The organism is Leptospira abararensis, assembly GCF_016918735.1.
GTDB lineage: Bacteria > Spirochaetota > Leptospiria > Leptospirales > Leptospiraceae > Leptospira_A > Leptospira_A abararensis.
The window spans coordinates 1-19,751 of sequence record NZ_JAFFPR010000032.1 but is presented as its reverse complement, the minus strand read 5'-3'; the positions used below and the strand labels follow the sequence as shown (position 1 = coordinate 19,751).

General features: G+C 37.5%; 19 protein-coding genes and 1 pseudogene. 8 read left to right on the top strand and 12 right to left on the bottom strand.

Features of this window, described 5'->3' with window-relative positions; genetic code table 11:
- Positions 1-493: 493 nt before the first annotated feature.
- Positions 494-1,459 carry a glycosyltransferase gene (locus tag JWG40_RS10450; protein ID WP_205285752.1) on the bottom strand — a complete coding sequence of 322 codons (966 nt, stop codon included), beginning with the start codon at positions 1,457-1,459 and terminating at the stop codon, positions 494-496.
- On the bottom strand, positions 1,446-2,657 hold the full coding sequence (locus JWG40_RS10445; protein WP_205285751.1) for a glycosyltransferase family 4 protein: 1,212 nt from the start codon (positions 2,655-2,657) through the stop codon (positions 1,446-1,448). Before JWG40_RS10445 ends, JWG40_RS10450 begins: the two co-directional genes overlap by 14 nt.
- A 647-nt stretch (positions 2,658-3,304) precedes the next feature.
- On the opposite strand from JWG40_RS10445, the gene JWG40_RS10440 reads away from it, so the two are divergent.
- A complete protein-coding gene (locus tag JWG40_RS10440; protein ID WP_205285750.1) occupies positions 3,305-3,760 on the top strand; it encodes a hypothetical protein in 456 nt (151 codons plus the stop codon).
- 714 nt (positions 3,761-4,474) lie between these two features.
- Here the strand turns inward: JWG40_RS10440 and JWG40_RS10435 are convergent.
- The gene (locus JWG40_RS10435; protein WP_205285749.1) at positions 4,475-4,675 is read right to left on the bottom strand and encodes a hypothetical protein; all 201 of its coding nucleotides are present in this window, start codon (positions 4,673-4,675) and stop codon (positions 4,475-4,477) included.
- 56 nt (positions 4,676-4,731) lie between these two features.
- The gene (locus JWG40_RS10430; RefSeq protein ID WP_205285748.1) at positions 4,732-5,001 is read right to left on the bottom strand and encodes an FG-GAP repeat protein; all 270 of its coding nucleotides are present in this window, start codon (positions 4,999-5,001) and stop codon (positions 4,732-4,734) included.
- A gap of 872 nt (positions 5,002-5,873) precedes the next feature.
- On the opposite strand from JWG40_RS10430, the gene JWG40_RS10425 reads away from it, so the two are divergent.
- Positions 5,874-6,053, top strand: coding sequence for a hypothetical protein (locus JWG40_RS10425; protein ID WP_205285747.1), 180 nt, complete (start codon positions 5,874-5,876; stop codon positions 6,051-6,053).
- A gap of 116 nt (positions 6,054-6,169) precedes the next feature.
- Here JWG40_RS10425 and JWG40_RS19920 read toward each other — a convergent pair whose 3' ends face one another.
- Complete coding sequence (locus JWG40_RS19920) at positions 6,170-6,631, bottom strand: integrase core domain-containing protein (protein ID WP_332470576.1); 462 nt, start codon at positions 6,629-6,631, stop codon at positions 6,170-6,172.
- A gap of 197 nt (positions 6,632-6,828) precedes the next feature.
- Positions 6,829-6,933, bottom strand: a complete 105-nt coding sequence (locus tag JWG40_RS20165; protein WP_408611512.1) for a transposase — start codon at positions 6,931-6,933, stop codon at positions 6,829-6,831.
- A gap of 1,497 nt (positions 6,934-8,430) precedes the next feature.
- On the opposite strand from JWG40_RS20165, the gene JWG40_RS10410 reads away from it, so the two are divergent.
- From JWG40_RS10410 to JWG40_RS10400, 3 genes are all read left to right on the top strand, one after another.
- Positions 8,431-9,171: an SDR family NAD(P)-dependent oxidoreductase gene (locus tag JWG40_RS10410; RefSeq protein WP_205285745.1), complete on the top strand. Its 741-nt coding sequence runs from the start codon at positions 8,431-8,433 to the stop codon at positions 9,169-9,171.
- 82 nt (positions 9,172-9,253) lie between these two features.
- Positions 9,254-9,997, top strand: a complete 744-nt coding sequence (locus JWG40_RS10405) for an SDR family NAD(P)-dependent oxidoreductase (protein WP_205285744.1) — start codon at positions 9,254-9,256, stop codon at positions 9,995-9,997.
- A gap of 64 nt (positions 9,998-10,061) precedes the next feature.
- Positions 10,062-10,199 carry an NAD(P)-binding domain-containing protein gene (locus tag JWG40_RS10400; protein ID WP_232369314.1) on the top strand — a complete coding sequence of 46 codons (138 nt, stop codon included), beginning with the start codon at positions 10,062-10,064 and terminating at the stop codon, positions 10,197-10,199.
- Here JWG40_RS10400 and JWG40_RS10395 read toward each other — a convergent pair.
- The 5 genes from JWG40_RS10395 to JWG40_RS10375 form a co-directional block, all read right to left on the bottom strand.
- Positions 10,181-10,735 carry a TetR/AcrR family transcriptional regulator gene (locus JWG40_RS10395; RefSeq protein ID WP_205285743.1) on the bottom strand — a complete coding sequence of 185 codons (555 nt, stop codon included), beginning with the start codon at positions 10,733-10,735 and terminating at the stop codon, positions 10,181-10,183. The genes JWG40_RS10400 and JWG40_RS10395 overlap by 19 nt on opposite strands.
- Positions 10,736-11,572: 837 nt before the next feature.
- Positions 11,573-11,899 carry a TfoX/Sxy family protein gene (locus JWG40_RS10390; RefSeq protein ID WP_332470570.1) on the bottom strand — a complete coding sequence of 109 codons (327 nt, stop codon included), beginning with the start codon at positions 11,897-11,899 and terminating at the stop codon, positions 11,573-11,575.
- 299 nt (positions 11,900-12,198) lie between these two features.
- A complete protein-coding gene (locus JWG40_RS10385) occupies positions 12,199-13,032 on the bottom strand; it encodes a hypothetical protein (protein ID WP_232369313.1) in 834 nt (277 codons plus the stop codon).
- A gap of 194 nt (positions 13,033-13,226) precedes the next feature.
- Entirely contained in the window at positions 13,227-13,784 is a 558-nt protein-coding gene (locus JWG40_RS10380; protein ID WP_205285741.1) for a hypothetical protein, read from the bottom strand.
- Between the two features lie 126 nt (positions 13,785-13,910).
- Positions 13,911-15,368 (bottom strand): HD-GYP domain-containing protein, encoded by a 1,458-nt coding sequence (locus JWG40_RS10375; RefSeq protein WP_205285740.1) that lies wholly within the window; start codon positions 15,366-15,368, stop codon positions 13,911-13,913.
- Between the two features lie 349 nt (positions 15,369-15,717).
- Here JWG40_RS10375 and JWG40_RS10370 point away from each other — a divergent pair, with 349 nt between their 5' ends.
- On the top strand, positions 15,718-17,022 hold the full coding sequence (locus JWG40_RS10370; protein ID WP_205285739.1) for an LA_0442/LA_0875 N-terminal domain-containing protein: 1,305 nt from the start codon (positions 15,718-15,720) through the stop codon (positions 17,020-17,022).
- A 120-nt stretch (positions 17,023-17,142) separates the two neighbouring features.
- On the opposite strand, the gene JWG40_RS10365 is transcribed toward JWG40_RS10370, so the two are convergent.
- On the bottom strand, positions 17,143-18,045 hold the full coding sequence (locus JWG40_RS10365) for a LysR family transcriptional regulator (RefSeq protein ID WP_205285738.1): 903 nt from the start codon (positions 18,043-18,045) through the stop codon (positions 17,143-17,145).
- A 92-nt stretch (positions 18,046-18,137) separates the two neighbouring features.
- Between JWG40_RS10365 and leuC the strand changes: the two genes are divergently transcribed.
- Together leuC and JWG40_RS10355 are read left to right on the top strand one after the other, a co-directional pair.
- The gene (leuC, locus tag JWG40_RS10360; RefSeq protein ID WP_205285737.1) at positions 18,138-19,541 is read left to right on the top strand and encodes a 3-isopropylmalate dehydratase large subunit; all 1,404 of its coding nucleotides are present in this window, start codon (positions 18,138-18,140) and stop codon (positions 19,539-19,541) included.
- Positions 19,538-19,751 (top strand): annotated as a pseudogene (locus JWG40_RS10355) (hypothetical protein); the annotation flags it as partial. The gene leuC and the pseudogene JWG40_RS10355, both read left to right, overlap by 4 nt.

Sequence of the window (19,751 nt, the reverse complement as noted above, 5' to 3'; positions counted from 1 at the left end):
TGTCACGCTACGTTGTATTTTGTAAAAGTAATCTCTCACCTCGCCCTTCGGTACGCTTCGCTACTCAGGGTTCGGTTCGGAAAACAGACATAGGATAGGATGCTGAGTAACGAAGTGTATCGAAGCATCGATTATAAACCTCGCTAATACTAGCGGGGTTTTTTTATATACGGAAAAGTGACTTCAACAAATGAAAACATACCTCTTTAGCTTATCTGAAATATTACATTTATCAATTTAACTTACTACTAGTTAAATGATAAGTGTTTTACCACGATCAAACCCCAAATCCAGAAATGATTCCCAAACGTCGATACACAATTTCCATTATAGCAAGCCAGTCGGCTTAAAAGCATTTATAAATTTTTTGAATATTTCCCTCTTCATTAAAAGAAGGTATTACGATCGATATCTGCTTCCTTTGCTTTTTCTGCTGTTTCATAGCTATGTGTTCAATCTAAGTAGAAGAAAATAATTTGTGATGATAAAAAACTTATGGATTCCAATTTGTTTTTGGAGTCGAGAGCAAAAAACTAAGATTTAACTTAAAGCGGTTGAAACATATTTTTAAAACTCTAATCAATATTGCATCTAAGTAACGAGAGTTTAGGAATCGTAAAGTTATTCCTAATTTACCGTTGCCACCTCGAATACACTCATGGTACATTGAACCAAGCAACTTTTGTGATATCTGTTTTCCGGTGAACTGCATCAACGACATAATTTCAGAATATGTTCGCAATCGCCAAGAAGATGTTTTACTATTTGTATGGATTCTATATTCAGAAACAATTAAATCATCAACATACAAAAACTGATAACCTAAATGAAATAAACTAACCCAAAGAAAAAGATCCATAATAGATGAATACTTAAGATCCAAAACAAGGTCCTCAGTAGAATCAAAACAAACCAATGCAGAAGGTTGAGCCATTCCAAAGTTTTCGAATATATTTACCTCTGTTACTTGAGCCGTTGCATATTCTTTTAAATCTTTACCAAATTCATCTACATAAATAGATTTTCCATACACAACACTCTTTGGTATTGATTTCATTAATAAAGAAGCTAAAGCATTCTTTGTTCTATACTTATCATCACTGCATAACCAATTAAAGTAATGGCTTTCTTTTAAGATCAAACGGATAGCTTTGTTTAAAGCATCGGTCTGACCGAAATCTCTTTCCGATTTCCAGGAAAAAGAAACACCTTGGTTTGCTCCAATCGAGTGAAATGTTTTGCCGGAAATTTGAATCGCCGAGGGGTATCCTTTTATTTTTTTTTCAAATTTTTCAAGAATTTCTACCGTGTTATCAGTGGAAAGACCATCCATAACGATAAAATCAATGTAAAACGGACCTTCTTGTTCTATTACAGAACTTAGTGTTTCGGAAATAAAAGCTCCTTGATTGAAAGATGGAGTAACAATTGTTATAATAGGTATGTTATTTGGATTCAAAAGAAGATGCCAATAATTGTTTATAGATTTTCAGATGTTCTTCACCAGTTTTTTCCCAAGAAAATTGTTTCGATCGCTCTTTCCCTTTAGCAATCATTTTTCGTCTCAAAAATTCGGAATTGAATAATCGATCGACGGAATCTCTAATCGATTCTGGATACCAAGGATCAAAGGTTACTGCAGCGTCACCAACAACCTCGGGAAATGAACTAGTATTACTACAAGCGACTGGACAACCCAAAGACATTGCCTCTAGGAGCGGAATTCCAAATCCTTCATACAGAGAAGGAAATACAAATACCAAAGCATTTTGGTAAAGTTGTTTTATCTCTGAATCAGACCGAAAAGGAACCTGGAGTGATTTTCCTAAGATATTGGCTTTTTTAAGAGTTTCTTTTTCTTCGTGAGTAAATTTACCACCACCAGCAAAAATTAGATTAACCTTATATTTTTGTATTATAGGAGAAATTCCAATCACAAAGTTATTGAAATTTTTATACCCGCCCCTTCCTCCAACAAATAGAATATAATTTTTCCAAATCAAATTAGATTCTAAATTAGAAGTCAAATGCAAATTAGAAGCCAAATGAATGACATCGATTTTATCCTTTGGAATCCCATAAAACTCTATTAAATCATTTTTGGTTGATTTCGAAATTGCAATGATTCTATCAGCCGCATAACAAAGCGATTTTCGGTTCCGTAAAGCTATATCATCCGGCTTATAATACCCGGGAAAACGTTCGTGTATCAGATCAAAAATTGTGATGACAAACTTAGTTGGACTCTTAGAAATTTGGTCCAAATAGTAATCATCAAAATACGTTGGATGAAAAACTTTTATTTTTTGATCCAACAGTTTGTTAGTAATTAGTTTCTGATTTCTTCTATATAAAAACCTGAAAACAAACTTATTTTTGAGATTTTTATATGACTTATATAATGAATAAAGAAATGACTTTCCTGAAAAACTTTTGCCTGAAAGCCAAGTTTCGATTTCAGGAACTTCCAAAGCATACTTAATTTTAGAAGTTGGCTTGTAGAATTCCTTTCCAATTAAATTTACATTTTCCGAGGATACAAGTGGTATTTCAAACGCACTATCATGTTTGCTGAGATAATTCATTACTTCGACAAACAAACGAGAAATCCCACCATATTTTTGATTTAAAAAAGTTTGAAAATCAAATAGAATCATAAAAACCTACAATCCGAATCTCTTTAGAATACGCTCTGAAAAACTTAACTTCGAAATTTCGATAGCTGATTCGATCTGACTTATTAGACTCCAACGGCCATTAAATTTTATATCAATCATTGCCTTCAGACTTATAAGCAATTTCTCAATAATTCTCACGTCATGAAAATGGTAAAATATTACCGAAAATTGCAGATTTGATTTTTTCTCTTTCAATATGATTTCATGGTTATCAGAAACAAATTCATATTGCTGAATATTCCAAGAAGCAACCCCAGCTCCAAGGTGTTTTAATACGTGGGTCGATTGAATTCGGTAGCCCAATGGTCTAAGCATTTCTGGTCCCCAAACTTTTCTTCTTCGAAAGGAGAATAACACTATTCAAGACTACGATCCACCCACCTATGAAATATCCGCATCACCACTTATGAAATTCCTTCTCCTTTTAATAAGTCCAGTCTCCGTATTCAGAAGGGAATCCTAGTATTTGTGACAGATTGTCCATTATAGGAAGCCAGTCGGCATAAAAGCGACTATAAATTTTAAATTGCATATTGACAATTATTAATATATCTATCATTAGAATCAATTATCTAACTAAGGTTAATTAAAATATGAGATTTTTTCTCCTTCAGATTCCAAAACTTATGATCATCTCTTTGGTCCTTGGGTTTTCCGCTACATGCATCTCTCTAACGGAGAGTACAATTCCTTTCCAGCCTGTTAAATTGAAAAAAGGGGAGGGTAAAATCTACTTTTATCGAGTTTACGATGAATGGGCAAGAGGGTTGGATATAAAAATATTCTACAAAGACCCAAAAAAGGAATATTCATTTTTAACACCGGGTGATCTTGTCGCCGATCTAAAAATGGGAGCCTTTTGCCCGGTATCGTTACCTCCAGGAAAGCACCAGTTCATTATTATGAATCGCTCTCAGAACGTTAAAAAAAATTCAAATTTTACATTTGAATTAAAATCAGAAGAAGCCTTGGCTCTTAAATTGAAAATCAATGAAAGTAACGACACTGAAATAACACAAACTAGCGGTCAGCCTCCAGAAGATTTAGTGAATTCGAAGCTAGACTGCGGTTTTAAGCCCTAATAACTTTTCACAACGGGTTTAGAGGAGAAATTTTCTGCGCCTTCGAAAACTCATCCTCTCATTCTCAATTAAAATGCATAGAGAATATGGGATTCAGACCTACTAGAATTCACGGAAAGATTGTCGTTATGACCAAAAATTTCCAAGGTCCGTACCCTAATTTACAATTCTCTCGAATCTTCATTTTAGCTCCCTCTCCAAACGGCTATTAATCGAGGAAACGATACAAAAAACAAATCCATTTAAAAAGGAGGATTAGACGATTTGCTCATTACAAATGACGTTTTTTAAATCCTGAACACAGATGAGACCGGGTATTCAATTGCAAAATGCAAGAGCATCCGATTTTGCTCGGCCTTCCACATGAGTCCTGGTTGTCTTAGGTTCAAAAATTTCACTTGCGAGAGATGAAAACGTTTTGATCTGAGGTGTTGCTTCTATGGTTTCCGTATTATCGAGGTTTGTGCAACCGAAGTTACATTTGATTCTTCATTGGAAGAGCCGATTGAAAATTGTTTTTCAAATCCCAAACTTACAAAACTCTCTTCAAAATTCCTGCGGTTACCGAATGTCTTCACTTGGTGTCTATATTCCACCATGTAGGTATTTTTCCCTTAATGCTTCTAAGAGAAGAAATACGAAGATGCAAAATGGAAACGTAAACCTAACCAGCGAAAGTAAGTTTTACTTTCCCGCTTGACCGGCTTTCACTCCCTATTCTTTAAGCTTTGGTTTTGTATCTAGGTATAAATTGTAGCAGATTTGAATTTTACGTTTGTATTTTGTGATGGTTATGTTCACTTCTCGTTTGTGGTAAGGAGAGAGTCCTCTTTTATCAACTTCGTTTGAAGTTTGTGCGGATTGGTTTCCGTCTGAGATGGAACGAAGGATAGGAGGATACACAATGCTTAACACAAATGTTGAGATCTCGACAATTAGGTTTTCTTTTGATAGGGAATCAGTTGTTTCATTTATTTTCTAATAAAAACACAACCAGCACCAGAATTAACGGCAGAGTTGTTTGCACTTGGTCCAGTAGTAATTGAAGTTTGGTTACTCACTTCTCCAGTAGAACCGACAACGATGGTATCTCTTGAAATGACGACTGAGTTCCCAAAAAGATCTCCTGCTTCTACATTTGACGCTTTCAGATAAGCTTGGATTTTCGAGAGTTTTGGTGCATTCCTGACACAGAACCCGCAGAAGGGAATTGGATTTTCCGATGAGGATTCAAATAACAAAGTCTCTACATAACTTTATGATTTTGGATTACAAGAGCTATTCATTGCTAATTGTTTACAACTTTGATAACTGAAGAGTAGGAAAATAACTGCGCACATTTCGATCAAAAATGAACGAATTTAAAGTTATCTTTTCCCTATTAGTTTCCAAAGACAGCTTTTTCAGGATAAAAGATTGCTAACATTCGTTAGGGAATTTAATTAATCTAATCAAGGTTAGTAGGCTTTTTCTTAATTTCTCTAGCATAGAAAGAAAATTTTCTTATTCTTTCTAGTAATATTTTTTGTTTCAATTGTGAAAGGAATCTTGATTTGCAGTCAGTTTTGCTTGTTGCTTTTTTGATCGGCTCCTTTGGTCCATGATGTTTTCTGATGACATTGTCTCGCACCAAGTTGAATGATAAAAAGTGATGGCTAAAAAGAGAAACGAGAAATCTCTACTTTGATTAGGTGGATGTGCTGTGATAGGTATTTGAAAGAATGAGACATAATTCTTGTACGAATCAAAAAACCCCCTCCCGAGTTAGGGAGGAGGGGAGTGGCTCGTGGGTTGCTTGATTATTTCCCCTAACACAAATTCTCTTTCAGAGAAAGATACTTTCTAATATTCAGAATTTTATTTATAAAAAGTTCACATTTTGAGTAGTAACTAATCATGAAAGGAGCTGAGGCAGAAAAAGAATGTATTTGTAGGAAAGTTATCCTAATCCTTTTCTTTGGTGCTAATGGAAGTTAGGTATTTTGAGTGGAATATAAATAAGGTTTTTGTTAGTTCAAATTTGAAGAAATTTGTTTCTGGACTAGTATCCTTTTGTTTTTTTCGACTAACTTTGCTCTGCCAAGTTTTCTAAACGATTCCAGGAATTTTGAATATGAATTTTGGTAAAAGAGCAATTAACGGTAAAATTCCTATTGTAAATCTCATCGTTTCTCCGCTTTCCGGCAAAGAAAATAGTAAAACTTGTAACAAAATCAAAATCAAAACCAAAGTATCCGTGTTTAAGATCAACAATCTCGTCCGATATTTGAAAAACAAAAAACTGATAAAATAAGTAGGTATAACTTAAAAAGCGAAAAATATAGAATAAATACTTGATCAATCCTCCTGGTTTTAATGACCTGCCCCCGATTGTTAGACCAACTATTAAGTTAGTTCAATCCTCATAATTTAATTTCCATACTTCGCTTTGAACTCTAAGGGGGTCAAATAATTTAAAGAAGAATGGAGACGTTCTTCATTGTAGTCCTTTTGAAATTTAGAAAGCTCATTTCTTAGTTCATTCAAATCCCGACAGAAGCTCAATTGCAAACATTCAGATCTTAGCTTACCATTGAAGCTTTCAACGAATGCATTTTGTGTTGGTTTACCTGGGTAAATATAGTATATACCGATATTATTCTTGGATAACCAATTAATAAAGACTCTTGAAGTGAATTCAGGACCATTGTCAGTGATGAACGATTTTGGAAGTTCAGGCAATGATTCCAAGAACCGAATTAATCTTACAGAAGAAATCGAATAGTCTGCTGATAAAACAACATTTTCTCTTGTGCAAAGATCGACCCTAGATAGAATTCGTGCCTTCCTACCATCTATAGTTCGTTCATGAAGAAAATCTAAGAGCTTCAGGCTTCGCCTTTTTGAAATACCTTCCTTGTTTAACAGATCGATCGCTCTTAATTTACTCGGTCTGTCTAAAACTTTTTTCCGAGTACATTTTTTATCGCCTGGATTTCCAGAGCCATGTTTGCAACGATCTTCTTTAATTCAGAATTCTCTCGCTCGAGTTCATTCATTTGTTTGATGTCACTTAGCTCAAGTCCACTCTATTTGTTACGCCATCTATAAAAGGTTTGTTCAGTGATTCCATGCTTTCTAGATAATTCTTTGATCGGGATATCCGATTCTGCTTCCTTCAATATTTGGAATATTTTAGATTCTTTTCTTTGCCATGCTTTGCTCCTTAATTTCGGAGGAAAACTAACTTATCAAGTGGTCCAATTTTTGGGGAGCAGGTCAAAGTAAAAAAATTAAAGAGATTAAGGTTAGTCATTTTGAAATCTTCTCGTTCTATACTTTTTACTTTTTGAGGCCCGTATGTTGCTACATTCGTATTTCCATTGTTATCTTTAAATTAGTTTTCTCAGAATCGAAAATTTTAATTATGCAACCATTATAAATCTTTGTCCAATTATAACAAAAAAACAGAAATTTTAGTCAACAAAGTTTAATTAGGCTTAATAATTGGAATACAAAAAATGGTCGATTGAAATGAACTAATACATTCAGGCCAAATAATATTTTATTACTTAAAGACCATGAAAGAGTTTTTGCAATATCACATGCTCATATCCATTCCGTTATAAATTATATAATAATGCTAAGATCTATACGTGCCCTGAGTAACCAAGTGTATCGAAGGACTGCGAGAGGGATAGTAAGGGCGCGTTAGCGGTCGCGAAAGCGACCGAAGCCCTGAATAGCCCGACCCTTAATTTTTAATCTATTGTTTTGTAAATTCGAATAAATTCAAAGAAGAGAATCGAATTTTAAGGGACTCGCCCCGAAGAGGTTTTTCTTAACCGCTAGAGGAGTCACTTCTAAAGTGAAACTCGTGAAGAGGGTGAAGTCGTAACAAGGTAGCCACAGAATATTTTCCGTAAGAAAATATTCTAGCAGTTTTTAGTGAAACAAGCGTTATCCTCCTTTTATAAAGGAAACCAATTACCTTTCGCTTGAGATTGTTGTCACGCTAAGTTGTATTTTGTAAAAGTAATCTCTCACCTCGCCCTTCGGTACGCTTCGCTACTCAGGGTTCGGTTTGAGAAACAGACATAGGATGGGATGCTGAGCTTGTCGAAGCATCGATTATAAACCTCGCAATTACTTGCGGGTTTTTTTTATGTCTGCAGGAATAAAGGGGATGTGTCATAATATGGGGGCAAATCCTGGATTATTTTTAAGTGCATGGGAGATTCAACGAGTTTTTCATGATCCAACCGCATGAAAAAGTCAATGTCCGATCTTTAATACAGATTACGCTATAAGAAGCCATTCGGCTTAAAGGTGAGGATTTTTTATTTTGTGAAGATTTTGAGGATCAATAGGGAAATCTTCAAAAATGTGTAGAAGCATAGGGTATATGTAGCCGGGTGATCCAACTTGATCTCTGGTGTTCCCTAAAACTTTATCTTTGTCTCTCTCTCGGTTTTCCGCTCACATAGCCTGCCATTGAAGATTGAAGGTGCTTAATAAACTGAGTCATCTTTGACCTCTGTGTGACCAAAGCGCTTTCGTCTACCCGTTACAACGGCTTACCTTATTTTGTACCGATCGGTACAAAATAATATTGACTAGTTTTGTCATCCCAATATACTGTACCGATCGGTTCTGAAAATAGAAAATATTTAAGAAGAGGAGTTTAATTTATGTCTTTAAAAGGGAAAACAGCCGTCGTTACAGGTGGCTCTCAAGGTATCGGTGCAGGGATCGTTAAAAAATTGGCAAGCCAAGGCGCCAATGTTTTCTTCAACTATAATTCCAACAAAGAGGCCGCCGATAAACTTGCTAAAGAGCTTGAAGTCTCTGGTTCTAAAGTCGCCGCCATCCATGCAGACGTTACAAAGGTTCAAGATCTAGAAAACTTATTTGAAAAAGCCGCCCAACATTTTGGGAAGCTTGACATCTTGGTCAACAATGCTGGTGTTTTTACGTTCAGCCCAGCCGAAGATATCGTTCTCGAAGAAGTACAGCGCCTCTTCAATACCAATGTTTTTGCTCCAATGTTTGCAGTTAAATACGCACTCAAGCACTTTAACGACGGCGGTAGCATTATCAATATGGGATCGATTGCCGCAACTTGGGCACCACCTAATTTCATGGCTTACGCATCAACCAAAGCGGCCATTGATGGGATAACAAAAGTTCTTTCTAAGGAGCTTGCTCCGAGAAAAATCACTGTGAATCAAATTAACCCAGGTTCAGTCAGAACAGAGGGAAATAAAAAAGCCGGGATGGATCTTAAAATGGAAGCCGAACTAATTGAAAGAATCCCATTGGGACGAATTGGATTTCCAGATGACATTGCTAATCTTACCGCATTTCTCGTTTCTGATGATGCAAGATGGATTACCGGAGAAGTCATTATGGTAAGTGGAGGCATGCGCTAACTTAGGTTAGATGTTTTTATCTGTTCACAGTAAATTATAAACAAATGCAGTTCAAAATTAATCGTTAAGAAAAGGAGATTTTATGTTGTCATTACAAGGAAAAACTGCCGTCGTTACTGGTGGCTCTCAAGGAATCGGCGCGGGTATTGTTAGAAAGCTAGCTAAACAAGGTGCTAACGTTATCTTCACTTACAACTCCAACAAAGAGGCCGCCGAAAGGCTCATAAAAGAGATTGAGGCGTCGGTATCAAAAGTAGTCGCTGTTAAAGTCGACGTTACGAAGGAACTGGAGTTAGAATCTCTTTTTGATACTGCCTCTAAACAGTTTGGAAAAATCGATATCTTGGTTAACAATGCTGGCGTATTTCAGTTCCTTCCGATTGAGGCATCCACTCTTGAAGAAGTCAATCGCCAGTTCGGCATAAATGTTATTGCACCGATCCTTGCGATCAAGGCCGCACTTAAACACTTTAATGATGGCGGCAGCATCATCAATATCGGATCTATCGTTGCAACCATGGCTCCACCTAACTCTGTAATCTATTCATCGAGTAAAGCCGCAATAAACGGCATTACATTAGTTCTCTCTAAGGAGTTGGCTCCACGAAAAATCAGAGTGAATCAAGTCAATCCTGGTTCCATCAGAACAGAAGGCGCACAAAAGGCCGGTATGTCTCCTGAAGCTGAAGAATTCATGGTCAAAACAATTCCTATGGGACGAATTGGATTCCCAGAAGACATCGCAAACATAACGGCTTTTTTAGCGTCTGACGAAGCGGAATGGATCACCGGAGAAATCATGATGGTTAGCGGTGGCGCTCGATAACTTTGACGAATCAGATAGTCTCCATGCGATAAGCAGTGGAGACGATTTTAAGAACGGAGATTTTATGAAAATTGGAGTGATTGGTACCGGCAATATTGGACAGGTCATAATTCATAAGCTTACAGCTGCTAACCAAGACGTAAAAATTGCGACCTCAAGAAATCGAAGAGGTCGTAATTTCTCTTACTTCAAGGAGGATTGAAGAAGCTTGATGAATCGGTCAATCTCTCTTTCGATCTTTTCAGCGGGCTCCATTTTCACCTTAACCGTCATGCCGTAATAAAAAGTTGTGATGAAATCCAGGGCTAGTTGAATATCTTTTTTAACCCCGTCAGCCTTCAGATTTTTAACAAAATCATCCCCACAGGCGGTCGCGCTCTCTTCAACAATTGACCGGACTTTCTTGGGAAGGATGCCGATCTCGGGAATTATACGTGCTAGATAGTCGCCAAGCTGATTCTCAGAAAGAATCACCAACCGAAAGAATTCTCTGATATTTCCCCAGCCAAATGGCTCCTCCCTCAAAACCGTTCTCGAAGGATGAGTTTGTTTGTAGTGTATGATGGTCTGAATAAAAAGATCGTCTTTGTCTTCGAATTCAGAATATAGGCCGGACTTAAAAACACCAGTCGCTTTTTCAATGTCTTTGAGACTTGAGCTTGCAAAGCCTTTTTCCCAAAAGACATGCATTGCCTTTTCTATAACTTCTGTTCGATCAAACTGCTTGTGTCTTCCCATTATTAAATTTTAGACCATGCCAATTGAATGCCAAGTTCCGATATCTCATTGATTTCCATAAAGATCAATCCTGGCTAAATCAAAAGTATTCCCCGTAATTGACCTCTATTTTACCATTAGAAAAATGAATATGGCATGGCAAAGGCCAACATTACCAACATCGTTTTAAGTCACTCATTACATAAAAATTAGTCACAGATACCTGTGGATTTTTGTCACAAGGTCTTTAATCACGTAGCAAAGTGCTAAGGGTTTTTCGAAGATCCAGTCGCCAATCCCAGAAGGGACCCTCTTATACTCGTCACAGATTGACCATTTTAGGAAGCCAATCGGCTTCAAGGCGACTATATTTTCGGGGGAAACTCAAAAAAAATGAGACATAATTTTCTATGAGAAATAGCGAACCTCGGCCATTTAATTTGGTTTTTTTTGAGGATAGATGTGGGTATTAGATCGAAAATTAGTCTTCTTTAAAATGTTTCGGAGGATCTCTGGATCGTTTTAGAAAAAATATACAACGATCAAGTTGTATTTCTTCTTAAGCTCTTTCTCCTACCATGGTGCCTGATGTTTATTCTGGCTTTGAAGTTAGTGATACCGATAGAAAATATCGATGTTTTCGTTCATCGACAACATGAACTTTACGGCTGAATATAGATAACCCAATGATGGCGTTCATTAGGTGAAATAATCAGCTCATGAATATCTATTAGCATATATAAATTTACATAAGAGTTTTTCCAGAACCAAATAAAAATAATCAGATGCGAATCAGTGCTTTCTTGATTCAATGTGGTTCATAAAAAATTGATCCGCAAGAAACCAAATGGAGTCTTACTATTCCAGAATACCTTTCTTATTTTTTTTAGGGGAAGGTTTTATTTGATTCGTTTTCTTGGCTGGTGGAGATTTTTTATTGTATTCGAGAGATAATTGAATCCAGTATTCAATTTCTTTTTTTGTTTTTATATTTTCTTCCTTAACAAAAACAAATCCTTTCATCAGGTGTCCGTTATGGATCATTGGGCGAGCCTTTTTCTTCGATAGAATGGATTCAAAAGTTTCTGGATCGATTCTGCACATGATTTCATCATTTCTAACACAAATGCACATTTTGCCGTTTACCATGAAACATAAACCGCCAAACATTTTCTTCTCTTCCACATTCGTCTGTCCTTCGATAGACTTCCGAACACGTTCCAATAATTTATCATTGATAGCCATATTTTTGAAAGATATAGGATGAATTTCTAGAAATGTAAACTTTTTTTAAAAAGGGGAATAAAATCCATGAAGAAAGTATACGCAATATGTTTCATGGAAAAAGTTAAATGCTTTTTTAGAATCATAGTGGTCGAAAGTTAGATCGACTTGCTGAAAAAAAAATGTGATCGTAAGGGCGCGTTAGCGGTCGGGAAAGCGACCGAAGCCTTGTAAACCTCGCAATTACTTGTGGGGTTTTTTTATGTCCTCTTTGAGTGGGGGGAATTTTTGTATATAGCCCGTAAAGTAAGAATGATGACTGCAAGCTGAATGGGTACAAATACCATGTCCCATTGATTTTCTGTTAGAATTTTGAAATAAGGACCCTTTAGTTCGAACGGGGACCGAATCGGAAACCGCCCAACGACCGTTAGTGTAGTGACGACAATCGTGTCCGCAAAACCAAAATAATAGCAGAGAGCAAAACGTTTTTTGTGAAAGTGATAGAGGACAGCCATGACGACAAGGCTCAAGGGTTCCAGGAGTAGGTATTGAATGCTATCAAAGGTTGGCAAGGAAAGGAGTGCGATTCGGTAAGCTGCATGAGAATAAATCCATTGCAAAGGCGAGGATCGAAAGATGAAAAATCCGCGATCAAACTGAGTTGTCTGGAAACGTTCTTTTGCCATTTCCTGAATTAACCATACGAGGAGCGCAAGACAAACAAACCGGCTCAAGAACCCGCGATAGGTGCCGCCATCGGGAGTGAACACCATAACGAAGATATTTGCCACCACAGCAAAGTTGATATAACGGGAAAAGCGAAGCAGGAACCTTTGTTGTTTATCTTCGGAAAAACTAGCGAAGGCCAGAACGGCTCCCAAGCCAAAAGGTAGAAGCAGCATCAGCTTGATAAAGCCCATGATTTCAATCGAATCATGGTGTGGGTCGCTGATAAATTGAATACCAGCTAACAGAACAAAGGCTAAAACGAGTATGAGAAGGATGGTTTGGCGGAAGCTTGCCAGGTAGGTCACAAGAGCTACCGCGATAATGGCAATCGTGCTGTTCCAAAGGAATAATGTTAGATCCATGCTCAATTCGACATTCATAAGGAAAACTCTCTGGTTTGAATCATTCCTTAGATGGATAATGTGTGGAGACAATTCTTCGTTGTGAACATATATTTTTTTGGGGATACATTCAGGAAGAATTTGGTAAACGATTTCCTAAGGCTCACAACTTAAGGTTGTCCTTCGACTTTGAAACTACCAAGAATGCAGATTTTTCATACTTTGTAATTCTTTCCCCGCGTCCAGTAATACCTCATTACACCGATGCAGGCAAAGAAACCGCAAACAAAAATTCCTGTGGTAGAAAAAATTCCAACTATATCTTTTGCACTGAAAACTTCGATTGGCTGAGTTCCCAGTTGCGATAGTAACGGATTCAGGATCCCAACCCAGAGCACAAACACGAACATAAATGCCGCGCCACGACCTGCAAAGCGGCGTATGATTGCAGGATCGCCTGGTTCGATTTTTCCTCTGACAACTAGGTAGTCAACTAACAGACATAAGGTCACTCCCAGGAGTATACCTTTGATTAGTCCCAGTATTCCAGAGGTAGTGAGTAACGAAATAAATGATAACACGATGAGAAACAAGAATACTAGAACGATCGTTAGTATGAATGGTCCGCCCACTCGAGCCCCTGGCAGTGTGCCCGATCCCAGTTCTATAGAAGAAAAGGCACTGGCAAACCCACCAAGCCCTGCGATGACTTCTGCTCCCAACGAAAAAAGAATGCTGAAAATAAATACAAATATCCAGAGTTTTCGGCGCATTCGCTGATTTCATGGTCAGGATGGTTTTACGCAAGCATTTCGTTCTTACTCAGTGAACATGCGAGAGAGATCGTAAGGGTGCGTTAGCGGTCGCTTTGTTTTGAAAGTAAAAGACAATGAGTTCCGTTAAGAAATGTCCATCTTTCTGGCTGCATCATAAAGAGGTGCGTTCATTTCTGGATCTATAATGTAAATGATCCTTTGGGTACTGGATGTCTGGCCTGCAAGGTCAATCACTGCTCTTCGTTTGTCCATACGAATTTCGTTAATATCAAAATCGGCAATTCGATACTTAATCCCTTTTTTAAACAAAGGTTTGATGGTGCATATTCTTTGGATCATTGGGCGGGTCTGGAAGCGATCGATTTCTAAAATTTTACAGATATCAAAATGTGCCTGTTTTTCAGAATCAATAGAAGCGGTGATTACATAATCACCTACGTTAATTATATTTTGATTATTGGTTAAACTGGCACCGACATAGTCCAATAAGTGACGAATGTTTCTATTGCTATAGGAAAAAAACGAATCATTTACAATCATTTTTAATGCTGTTGCTGAATTGAAGGCTGGGCGCCACGGTTGATTTGTTGTTAAACTTGCATATTCACTAGCAAGAGACAAAATTGCTATATCTTCTTCAAAATTGACTGAGTTTACATTCGATTCTTGGATTCGAAGTTGTGCATCTATATCAGCAACAATCATTTTTTTACTTGGATCTTTTATAAACTTATCCCTAATTACCATCAACTTTCTAAATACTGTATTATTGTCAGGGAAGTTATTATTTATTGAGTTACCTCGAAATGGTCTATGGTGGTTCAAAACAAGAGTACGAATTTCTTGCGTAATTTCTGGTGCTGCAAGAGTCATTAAGTAACTTATAATCGGATGTTGTTGGATTGAATTGTATTCTTCTTTAGTCAAGTTTGGTTTGTCTGGAAGAACTAACTTTGAATAACCAATATCCGCAAGAAAACTTGCCGTCATTACCGAAAGATGGTCTTTTTTATTGGGTTTTTTATCTTCGCCCATACCTATCTTTTTGGTACGGACTTTCATACCCATCGCGACAATTGTTCGTTTGGTCATGAGTTCCGATTCCACTGGAACGCCAGCATAATTCAAAATTTCTAATATATTAAATAATCCAGATTCAAAATCTGGATTGCTAGTGAAATCATCTAAAACTTTTCCGATTGATTTGTGAACTCGTAGTGCATGATCCGAATTGAATGCTTCTTTTTTTAACTCAAGAATCAGCGCTTCAGTTTGTTTGGCAAATTCCGTAGTTTTGTCTGGGTCAAAAAGTTTTGTTTGACGAGGGTCTGCCGTATCTCCGGAAATTACACGAATTTTTTTAGTTTCAGATGTAAGGCAATAGGCTCCTTGTAACTCAATCTTTAAAAGTTTACCAAAATCCTCTTCCGTTGCGTTCTTTTTTTTTGCCATGATGAGTTTGCCATCTCGATCATAAAGATCGAGCGGGATTTGTTTGCTCTTACGATAACTACTGAGCAGGTCATCATTAAATTCAAATTTAGCAAGTTGGTCAGTGGGAATTAAGGGAATATCGCTCAAAATTTGCAGTCCGGTTCTGGTATGATTATCTAATGATATGAGACGAGAAAAATTGAATTTCACTAACAACAGACTTTATTTTTTCAATTAAATCTTCCTCCGATGATGATCAAAAAGTATCGCAAGAACTTTTCTGATTGAATGTTTGTTTCATCTTGTAACTTTGTTGGATTGAAAAGTAATAATAATGAAAGTAGGCCATCCTGTGACTCGGGTTATTAATTTTTAATAGTAATTCCAAAAGCTTAGTTTTTTTCATTCTAATCGAACATTAAATTGTTTAATCGATTTGCATATAGATGCCAATATGTTAAGATCCTCCGATACCTGTTTTGAATTGGTTCAAATTATGAAAAAAATTATTCCCTTATGGTTCGCAGCACTGCTTTTTGCAAACTTATCTCTTCGTAGTGAAACAATTCTCCTCAAGTCCGGAGAAAAATTAGAAGGTTCGGTTTTAGCCCAAGATAAGGATTCTGTGACCATCAAACTTGCAAACGGGAATACGAAAGTGTTTCCTAAGTCTGCGGTTCAGAAAGTTTCTTATGGGAAGGGGACGGATTCCGCTACGCTAAAAAAAGAAGCTTTGATTTTAGAGAAAGATAAGAAAATCAAAGAGGAAAAAGAACTCGCAGAAAAGCAAAAGCTAGAAGAAGAGAAGCTTAAAACCAAGCAAGAACAACTTTCAAAATCAAAACGTCATTATCTAGAAGGTTCCTTCGGGGTTGGAAGTGGTGAGAGTCAATCGGAGCTTCGCCCTTTCTTTCAGACAATTCAGTATGCTGGACTTCTTTTTAGCAGTGGTGGTCAGGCCGAACTGCAATCCACTCCTTATAAAAGTAAAAATCACAGTGCAACAACGCGTTTGTTTTACACTTGGAATCGGTTCAGCTTGGAGATTCGCGGAACGGAAGCGAAAGGAAATTTAGACATAGGTGGCTTCCAGACGTTATCTTTCGGAGGAGGGGGTGGGTCTTCTTCCTCCAGTTCTGAAAAAACTGCAAATGTTCTGCTAGGCAACGGGGAAACAAAGTTTCAAAAACTTTCTTCCAGGATTGGTTTTTCTCCTTATCCGCATCCGGTTTTAGATCTTCAAATTTTGGGAGGGGTGGAAAGAATTTGGACAAAGACCGCTCAAGAAGTCGATAGTCTCGGAGGGATTACCGCAACTGGAATTAATCCCAACCGAGTGAGTTATCGGGAAACAAACAGTGCGCTCAAAGGTTACAGTTTTGGTATTGGGTTTGAATGGAAATTTTGGGAAAGATTTACTCTACAAGGACAGATTTTGCACTTGGATATGCAAGGCCCTTCCTCGTTTCGAAGCAACGAATTTCGATTGGATGCCTCTTCTTTTAGATACAATCAATATGGCCTGGATTATCAATGGAAATCTACTGGAACCGAAGTGAATGTGAAATTCACAACACAGATCTCAGGTGACTTAAGTTTATTCTTGGAAACAAGCAACATGACCTTAAATAACAAATTAAAATCAGGATATATAACGGAAAACGAAGACGGGGGAAATACAGATCCGTCCCAAATCTTACTAAGCTTTTATGGGCCACAAATCTTAATCCCGATCTTATATGATTCGAAGACGGTATTGACATCCGTTCAAGTCGGTGCCAACTATCGTTTTAATTTTTGAGTTGGAGCAAATTCCTCCAGTTGCGCCATTGTAATATTATTTTGTAGATCGAACTAAAACATAGTTTTGCCTTCTTATATAAAATCGAATTTGTATCGAATGATTGCCTGATTCTGATTTTTATGAAGGGTGAGAGGTTTCTTTTTCTAACCTCCATTTCTCAGCGGATCTTAAAATATCTTCTGCGAGTAGTGCCAGTGCAGGTCCAGATTTCTTGCGATAACAGAGGTAAAATTTCCGTTCCACGTTCCAATCTTCGAATTTAATTTTTCCCAATTTTGAACTTATCGAATATTCTGATAAAAAACCGATTCCAAGCCCCGCTTCCAATGATTTGATTACAGATTCAACGCTTCTCAGTTCCATCGCGATTTTAGATCCAAATTCTTTTGAAAATTTTTTTATTTTCTTTTCCACAGCTTTTCTAAGAGCCGAACCTGGATGGAAGAACACAAAGGATTGTTTTTTTAGATCCTCTATTCTAATTTTCTTTTTAAGAAAAATGGGATGAGCTTTGGCTGCGACAGGAAAGATCCTGTCGGATAGAAATTCTAAAACATTTAGACTAGGCTCAGAAATAGGACCAGTCAAAATCCCAAGATCCACTTCTCCTTTTAACACTGCGTCCTTAGTCTCCTTAGCATCTCCTTCTCTTACCGAAAGTGAAAGTCCTGGTCTTTTATTCAGAATGTCTTTTAAGATTTGAGGTAAGATCCAGGCGGAGACCGTCCCTCCCGCAGAAATAGAAAAGTTACCTTTTAGTTCATTATCTTTAGAAAAGCCGTTTTGTATTTCTTCCCATAATTCTTTCATTCTAATCGAATACTGATAAAACCTTTCCCCTTCATGAGTGAGTCGAACCGACCTTCCTCCTCTTTCTAAGACGGTGACTCCCAATTCCTTTTCCAAAAGAAAGATCTGTCTTGAGAGCGCGGGTTGTGTCAATCCCAGTCGAGTTGCTGCCTTTTGAAAAGTACCTGATTCTGAGATTTCTAGAAAATAAATGATCTGTCTGAATTCCATTTATATATATAACTTTTAGTTATATATTTTATAAAACCAATTTATTTGCATTATATCGATTAATTTGATATATTATTTATCAAGAGGGAAATATGGGACAAACTCTTTACGACAAAATTTGGGAAAGTCATCGGATCTTAGAAAATTCCGACTCTGAAACAATTCTATATGTAGACAGGCATATCCTTCATGAAGTGACTTCTGCTCAAGCTTTCGAAGGATTAAGAGCGAAAAATAGAAAGGTAAGAAGGACAGATCTCACCTTTGGAGTTGTGGATCATAATGTTTCCACAAAGGATCGTAACAACCGAGACGCAGCAGGACCGATCTCCCGATTGCAGATCGATACCATGGAGAAAAATTGTAAAGATTTTGGAATCCGTTTATTCGGACCGGACGATCCCGAACAAGGGATTGTCCATGTTTTAGGTCCTGAATTAGGTTTTACTATCCCTGGATCTGTAATCGTATGCGGAGATTCTCATACTGCAACACATGGAGCATTTGGTGCATTAGCTTTCGGGATAGGGACTAGTGAAGTCGAACATGTGTTAGCGACACAAACTCTGAAGCAGGCAAAAACAAAATCGATGCTTGTCCGATTTGTAGGTAAACCTGGATTTGGTATCACTGCAAAAGATATAGTCTTAGAACTCATAAGAAAGATTGGAACCTCTGGGGGCAGGGGATTCACTATGGAATATTCAGGTGAATGGATTAGTTCTCTTTCTATGGAAGGTCGAATGACTCTTTGTAATATGAGTATCGAAGCGGGAGCTAGGGCAAGTCTCATAGCACCGGACCAGATCACATTTGATTATTTGAAAGATAGAAAGCTTGTCCCAAAAGGAGAAAGTTTTCGGAAAGCAATAGAATATTGGAAAACATTCTTCACTGATGACGATGCAGTTTTTGATGAGATGATTGAATTAGATATTTCTAATATAGAACCCCAAGTGACCTGGGGAACCAATCCTTCTCAGTCTTTGCCTATCGACGGTATTGTTCCGAATCCAAAAGAAATCTTAGACGCCAGAGCAAAAGAAACTGCAGAGAATGCACTTGCATATATGGGTTTAAAACCAGGAACACCCATTTCAGAAATTAGAATTGATAAAGTATTCATCGGCTCGTGTACGAATGCAAGGATAGAAGACTTGAGATCCGCAGCAGAAGTTGCCAAAGGAAAAAAAGTCCATCCGAATGTGCAAGCTTTGGTCGTTCCGGGTTCAGGCTCTGTGAAACGTCAGGCAGAACGAGAAGGTTTGGATCAGATTTTTATGGAAGCTGGATTTGAATGGAGAGAGCCAGGTTGTTCGCTTTGTCTTGCGATGAACGATGACGTATTAAAACCAGGAGAAAGATGTGCGTCTACTTCTAACCGTAACTTCGAAGGTAGACAAGGCAGGGGTGGGAGAACTCATTTAGTCAGTCCTTCTATGGCAGCGGCTGCGGCAGTGACCGGAAAATTTACAGATGTGAGGAAATTGGTATGAGCGTAGTAAATTGGACAATCCATACGGGAGTGGCAGTCACTATCCCGAGAGAAGATATTGATACGGACCAAATACTTCCTAAACAATTTATGAAATTAATCGATAAAAAGGGTTTTGGAAAACATTTATTTCATGATTGGAGATCCCGAATTTTTAGAAACCCAGTCATTAAGATATTGGATTTCTTCTTCTTTCAAACGAACCAATGCG

What these genes read in the sequence shown, in the direction of transcription:
- JWG40_RS10400 (WP_232369314.1), top strand. Translation starts at nt 10,062, where the DNA reads ATGAAAATTGGAGTGATTGGTACCGGCAATATTGGACAGGTCATAATT.
- JWG40_RS10425 (WP_205285747.1), top strand. Translation starts at nt 5,874, where the DNA reads ATGAATTTTGGTAAAAGAGCAATTAACGGTAAAATTCCTATTGTAAAT.
- JWG40_RS10440 (WP_205285750.1), top strand. Translation starts at nt 3,305, where the DNA reads ATGATCATCTCTTTGGTCCTTGGGTTTTCCGCTACATGCATCTCTCTA.
- JWG40_RS10380 (WP_205285741.1), bottom strand. Translation starts at nt 13,784, where the DNA reads ATGCGCCGAAAACTCTGGATATTTGTATTTATTTTCAGCATTCTTTTT.
- JWG40_RS10410 (WP_205285745.1), top strand. Translation starts at nt 8,431, where the DNA reads ATGTCTTTAAAAGGGAAAACAGCCGTCGTTACAGGTGGCTCTCAAGGT.
- JWG40_RS10365 (WP_205285738.1), bottom strand. Translation starts at nt 18,045, where the DNA reads ATGGAATTCAGACAGATCATTTATTTTCTAGAAATCTCAGAATCAGGT.
- leuC (WP_205285737.1), top strand. Translation starts at nt 18,138, where the DNA reads ATGGGACAAACTCTTTACGACAAAATTTGGGAAAGTCATCGGATCTTA.
- JWG40_RS10405 (WP_205285744.1), top strand. Translation starts at nt 9,254, where the DNA reads ATGTTGTCATTACAAGGAAAAACTGCCGTCGTTACTGGTGGCTCTCAA.
- JWG40_RS10395 (WP_205285743.1), bottom strand. Translation starts at nt 10,735, where the DNA reads ATGGGAAGACACAAGCAGTTTGATCGAACAGAAGTTATAGAAAAGGCA.
- JWG40_RS10370 (WP_205285739.1), top strand. Translation starts at nt 15,718, where the DNA reads ATGAAAAAAATTATTCCCTTATGGTTCGCAGCACTGCTTTTTGCAAAC.
- JWG40_RS10445 (WP_205285751.1), bottom strand. Translation starts at nt 2,657, where the DNA reads ATGATTCTATTTGATTTTCAAACTTTTTTAAATCAAAAATATGGTGGG.
- JWG40_RS10385 (WP_232369313.1), bottom strand. Translation starts at nt 13,032, where the DNA reads ATGGATCTAACATTATTCCTTTGGAACAGCACGATTGCCATTATCGCG.